Origin of the sequence: Nocardiopsis listeri (genome assembly GCF_020741345.1) — a bacterium.
Classification (GTDB): domain Bacteria; phylum Actinomycetota; class Actinomycetes; order Streptosporangiales; family Streptosporangiaceae; genus Nocardiopsis; species Nocardiopsis listeri_A.
This window is the reverse complement of record NZ_DYZD01000302.1, coordinates 1-3214: the sequence shown is the minus strand read 5'-3', so window position 1 is coordinate 3214 and position 3214 is coordinate 1. Positions and strand designations below refer to the sequence as shown.

Annotated in this window: 3 protein-coding genes and 3 tRNA genes; 1 reads left to right on the top strand and 5 read right to left on the bottom strand. The window is 69.2% G+C overall.

The features are described 5' to 3' along the window. On the top strand, window positions 1–775 hold a 775-nt coding region (locus tag K8V84_RS16210), incomplete at its 5' end, for a phosphatase (RefSeq protein WP_304075786.1). On the opposite strand, the gene K8V84_RS16205 is transcribed toward K8V84_RS16210, so the two are convergent. The 5 genes from K8V84_RS16205 to K8V84_RS16185 all read right to left on the bottom strand — a co-directional run. After that, entirely contained in the window at window positions 772–1314 is a 543-nt protein-coding gene (locus K8V84_RS16205) for a hypothetical protein (RefSeq protein ID WP_304075784.1), read from the bottom strand. The two genes, K8V84_RS16210 and K8V84_RS16205, sit on opposite strands and share 4 nt — an antisense overlap. A gap of 143 nt (window positions 1315–1457) precedes the next feature. Further along, window positions 1458–1531, bottom strand: a tRNA-Phe gene (locus K8V84_RS16200). A 23-nt stretch (window positions 1532–1554) separates the two neighbouring features. Further along, window positions 1555–1629 (bottom strand) — tRNA-Asp (locus K8V84_RS16195). An 88-nt stretch (window positions 1630–1717) separates the two neighbouring features. Then, window positions 1718–1790, bottom strand: a tRNA-Glu gene (locus K8V84_RS16190). A 94-nt stretch (window positions 1791–1884) separates the two neighbouring features. Next, window positions 1885–3214: metallophosphoesterase (locus tag K8V84_RS16185; RefSeq protein WP_304075782.1), on the bottom strand; the 1330-nt coding region annotated here is incomplete at its 5' end.

The window sequence follows — 3214 nt, the reverse complement described above, 5'->3', positions numbered from 1 at the left end:
CCCTCGCACCCGTGAGGCCGCCGTACTCGCCGCCGTCACCGCCACAGAGGCCGACGGCGAGGCCCTGGACGCCGTTCTCGCCGCCACGCGTGCGATCTCCCATGCCCACCCCGGAGCCGACTGCGTGATGGTGCACGCGCGCCAGGACGCCCCCGACGACCCCATCGATCTCGCCTGGGTCGGCGACTGCAGGCTCTGGACCTGGTCGCCCGGCGACGGGTTGCGCCGGCACACCCACGACCACACCCTCGGACAGCGGTTGCGGGACCGGTGGGTGGCGGACGACCTTGCGCGGGCCGGCGACCACGCGCTCACCACCTCGGTCGCCACCGCGGCCCTCGCCGACGTCGGCACCGCGACCGCTCCCCCGGCGGAACTGGTGCTGTTCACCACCGACGGGGTCCACGACTACGTCGACGAACTCCTGCTGGCCGAACTGGTAACCGACCACGCGCACGCCCCGGACGTCCTTGCCCAGGTGTTGGTGGACGCCGCCCGCGAGGCCGAGAGCGGCGACAACGCCACCGCCATGGTCATCCGGCTGCCGCTCTCGGAATCGCCCTACCTGTCCCGGCAGGAGATGCTGCTGGACGGCCTGGCACACGTCGACGGGTTCGGCGACGACCAACCCGCCCTGCGCCGGCTCGCAGAGGACCGCGCAGTGGGCATCGCCTGCGACCGGTTCCTGCTGCGCGACGGCACCACCTACTGGTGCACGAAGGACTCCGACCACACCGACCACCACGTCAGTTGGCACGGCGTCACCTGGACCTAGTCATCCGGTTTCGCGAGGGCCGCGCCCGTTCCGACCACCAGACAGGCGACGAAGGCCACTATCGCGCCCGGGCCCGCGACGACCGTGCTCTCGGGGTCGGTCGGCCACAGGATCGGCAGAAGGAACAGTGTCGGAAACGCGCACACCTGAACGGCGACGTGGAAGCGCCCGTCGTCCGAGACCAACGTGTGGAGGGTCAGCGCCAGGATCAGCAGGAACGCGACGAAGACCGCCAGAACCGCCCTCGTGTCGGTGACGGCGGCACCGAACACCTCCCAGCCGGTCATCATGCCGCGCGGTTCCAGCCGAAGCGGGAGTTCCTCCGAACCCAGCGTCGGGGCGACGTCGAACCCGGCCCCGTCCTTTCGCGGGCCGCGCAGCCAGGGCAGGGACAGCGACACGAACAGCGCCACGGCACCGGCCACCATGGCGGCCGTGCCCAGGCGGAGTCTTGGTTCGTTCACTTCGCGCGTCGACGTCAGGCGTTCCAACCGGTCCAACCGTTTCCGAAGCTCGTCGGAGCCTTCCTGCTTCGCCATGGGACCTCCCGGGGTCGAGGATCTTCGACCAAGAGATCCCCCATCGGACCGTTTGGTTCCGTCCGAGAGGGAGTGTGAGGTACCTGGACGCGAAAAAGCCCGGAGCCAAAGGGCTTCCGGGCTTTTATCCTGGTCATGATGTGTGGCTAGGGGCGGGGTCGAACCGCCGACCTTCCGCTTTTCAGGCGGACGCTCGTACCAACTGAGCTACCTAGCCGCGGCGCCGATCGGCGACGCTTGCGGTCCTGACGGGATTTGAACCCGCGGCCTCCACCTTGACAGGGTGGCGAGCACTCCTAACTGCTCCACAGGACCTTGTTCAGTTGTCCACCGAGCTGATCGGGCCCGGCGTTTGGCTGCGGTGTCCATTCTGCCAGATGCTCGGCAGTGGTCTGACCGCTCGTACCCCCAACGGGATTCGAACCCGCGCTACCGCCTTGAAAGGGCGGCGTCCTAGGCCGCTAGACGATGGGGGCCCGTGTAGACGTTCCAAGCATAGGGGAGATTCCCACCAACTCCAAAGTGAATGTCCCGGCCGGTCCACATCATCGCCGGCCGGGCGCTTCCGCGTCAGGGTGTGGGCTCCTCCTCTTCTTCCTCCTCCGCCTCGCCGACGACCCGGTCGGGGTCCTCCTCGATGTGCCGCTCGACCTGTGCGGACGTGAGGCCCACACCGCCGAGGTCGATGTCGTCGCGCGCCTGGAGGCGACCGGTCTCGGCGTCGAAGTACAGCACGGACGCCTGGTAGGGCGTGGGCCGATCCGTGCCGTGATCAAGCCCACTCAATCCGGCGCCGCCCGTCGAACCCTGGACCAGGAACCTGGTGCCCTCCTGGGTGAGCTCTGTGGATCGCATGTGTTCGTTGCCGGCCAGCACGAGGGGCACCACCCCGTCGAACGGCTGCGCCTGGGCCCGGGTGTGCAGAACCGCGACGTCGACGTCGGTGTCACCGCCCTTGACCGAAGCCGCCTGCTTCTCGCCGAGTTCCACAACGTCGGCCTCTTCGGGGTTGAGCCGAGTGGCGTCCGAAACGAACCTGGGGTCGCCGGCACCGAAGAAGGTGAGCCCACCGACCTCCTCGACGTCCCCGTCCAGGACCACCGCGTTGGGCTGGGCCTCCACCGCCCGCTGGGTGCCCACCGAGTCGTGCCGGCCGCGCACCCACACGTAGGGCACGTCGAGCCTGCCGATCTCGTCGGCGAAGACGTCCTCCGCCGCGCTGCCGCGTTCGGTGAGGTCGCCGGAGTCCACGATCACGTCCACCCCGTACTGCTCCTGCAGGGTGCCGATGATGCTCCACGAAGCCGGGTTCAGCTGGATGTCGGACACGTGCAGCACCCGGATGACCGACTCGTCCTCCTCATAGGTCGGCAGGGAGGAGGTGGCCTGGTAGATCATCGCCACGTTGCCGACCAGTCCGGCGAGCTGCTCCTGGTACTCGGTGAACCGTCCGACGACGTCGTCGACGCTGCCGACCACCGCCGGGGCCTCCCCGATGAGACCCGTGAAGCGGGGCTGGACGATGGCGCTCGGGTTGAACGTCAGGGCCGCCACACCGCCGATCGCCGCCAGGACGACAACGGAGGTCACGGCGCTCGCCAGGGCCCGCCAGGCGTTGCGGAACAGCATCAGCCCCATCAGGCCCGCGCCGAGGGCCGCCGCGAGGAGCGAGCGCAGCACCAGGGCGGTCACGCCGCTGGTGAGGTCGGCTCCGATGCCCGCGGCCATCCTGTCGATGGCCTCCGGGTCGGTGAACATCTCCTGGGCCGCGGAACTGCGGATCTCGGTGATGGCCGCCTCTATCCGCAGCGGAGCAGCATGGGTGTCGAAGGCCAACTGCCCGAGGGGCGCGACGTCGACCACCGTCTCCCCGTGCCACTGGGGGCTCAGCGAGAACGTG